The 1,874-nt window shown below is 78.4% G+C and carries 1 protein-coding gene; it reads right to left on the bottom strand.

Annotated elements, in window-relative coordinates:
* Positions 1-1,829 (bottom strand): ABC transporter ATP-binding protein (locus GTR00_RS20005; protein ID WP_323132633.1); only part of this gene is annotated, 1,829 nt, incomplete at its 3' end.
* Positions 1,830-1,874: the final 45 nt, after the last annotated feature.

The following is a 1,874-nucleotide window of genomic DNA, read 5'->3' as shown; positions in this document are numbered from 1 at the left end:
CCCCCGCGCCGATCCCCGCGCCGGGCACCGGCCCCGCCGGCGCCCGGCGCGGGGATCGGCGCGGGGGCCGGCGCGGGGATCGGCGCGTCGGCCGGTGCGCCCGCTCCGGAGGAGGCACCGCCGCGGGCGTCGTCGGCGCCGAACAGCTGCCGGAACAGCGCGCAGCGCTCGGCCAGCTCCGCCTCGGTGCCCTCGTCCACCACCCGGCCGCGGTCCAGGACGACGACGCGGTCGGCCAGGCGCAGCGTGGAGCGCCGGTGCGCGACCAGCAGCGTCGTCGTGCCCGGCGCGCGGTCGGCGGCCAGGCGGTCCAGGACGCGCTGCTCGACCGTGGGGTCCACCGCGGAGGTGGCGTCGTCCAGCACGAGCACCCGCGGGCGGGCCAGCAGCGCGCGGGCCAGGCCGATGCGCTGGCGCTGACCGCCCGAGAGGGTCAGCCCCTGCTCGCCCACCTGCGAGTCCCAGCCCCGCTCGAGGTCGGCGACGAAGCCGTCGGCGGCCGCGGTGCGCAGCGCCGCGCGCACCTCCTCGTCGGAGGCGTCCGGCACCGGGTAGGCGACGTTGGCGCGCACCGAGTCCGAGAAGAGGAACGTCTCCTCGAAGACGACGCCCAGGGCCCGGCGCAGCTGCGCCGGCTCCAGCTCGCGCACGTCCACCCCGCCCACGCGCACCGCGCCGGCGTCCACGTCGTACGAGCGCGGCAGGAGCGCGGTGATCGTGGACTTGCCCGAGCCGGCGGTGCCGACCAGGGCCACGGTGGAGCCGGCGGGCACCCGCAGGCTCACGCCGTCCAGCACCCGGCGCCCGGGGGCGTGGCCGAAGACCACCCCGTCCAGCTCCAGCTCCAGCGGCCCCTCGGGCAGCGGCCGCGGGTGCGCGGGCGGCCGCACGGCGGGGACGGTGTCGACGACCTGCAGCACCCGCTCCACGGCCGCGCGCGCCAGCTGCCCGATCGTCAGCAGGCCCGCCAGCTGCCGCACCGGGGAGACCAGCTGGGCCAGGTAGGTGGAGAAGGCCAGGAAGGTGCCGACGGTGATGCGCCCGTGCAGCGCCAGCCAGCCGCCCACCAGCAGCACCCCCACCTGCCCCAGGGCCGGCACCGCCTGCAGCGCCGGGCCGTAGCGGGCGTTGCCGCGCACCACGCGCATCCGCTCGGCGAACAGCTCGGCCACGACCCGCTCCAGCCGGCCCAGCTCCGCGCGCTCCTGGCCGAAGCCCTTGACCACGCGCACGCCGGTCACGGCCGCCTCCACCCGCGAGGCCACCTCCGCAGCGCGGGCCTGGGCCGCGGCGTTGGCCGGGAACAGGGTGCGCCGGCTGCGCAGCGCCACCCACCACAGCGCCGGGGCGACCGCCAGGGCCACCAGCGTCAGCGGCGGGGAGAGCACCGCCATGACCACCAGCGAGACGCAGAACAGCACCGCGCTGCCGGTGAGGTTCGGCAGCCAGGCCAGCAGCCCCTGCACCACCTGCACGTCGCTGATGGAGCGGCTGACGACCTGCCCGGTGGACAGCCCGTCCAGCTGGCGGCCGTCCATGCGCTGCACCGCGGCGTGCACGTCGTCGCGCAGGTCGAGCTGCACGTCCAGGGACAGCCGCCCGGCGGTCAGCCGGCGCACGTAGCCCAGCGCGAGGACCAGCAGGCCGGCGCCCAGCAGCAGCACCGCCCACGGCCACAGCGGCGCGGAGCGCTGCGGCACGACGTCGTCGACGACGTGGCGCACGACGAGCGGGACGAGCGCGGCGACGCCGTACGCCACCAGGGAGGAGCCGAAGGAGAGCAGCACGTCGCGGCGGTGCCGCCACGCCACGGCCGCCAGGCGCCGCACCCAGCCCGTCCCCGGCGCCGGGCTGGGTGCGGCGCCGGGGACGGG

Origin of the sequence: Kineococcus indalonis, from assembly GCF_009906395.1 — a bacterium.
GTDB lineage: Bacteria > Actinomycetota > Actinomycetes > Actinomycetales > Kineococcaceae > Kineococcus > Kineococcus indalonis.
This window is presented reverse-complemented; position numbering and strand designations above follow the sequence as displayed.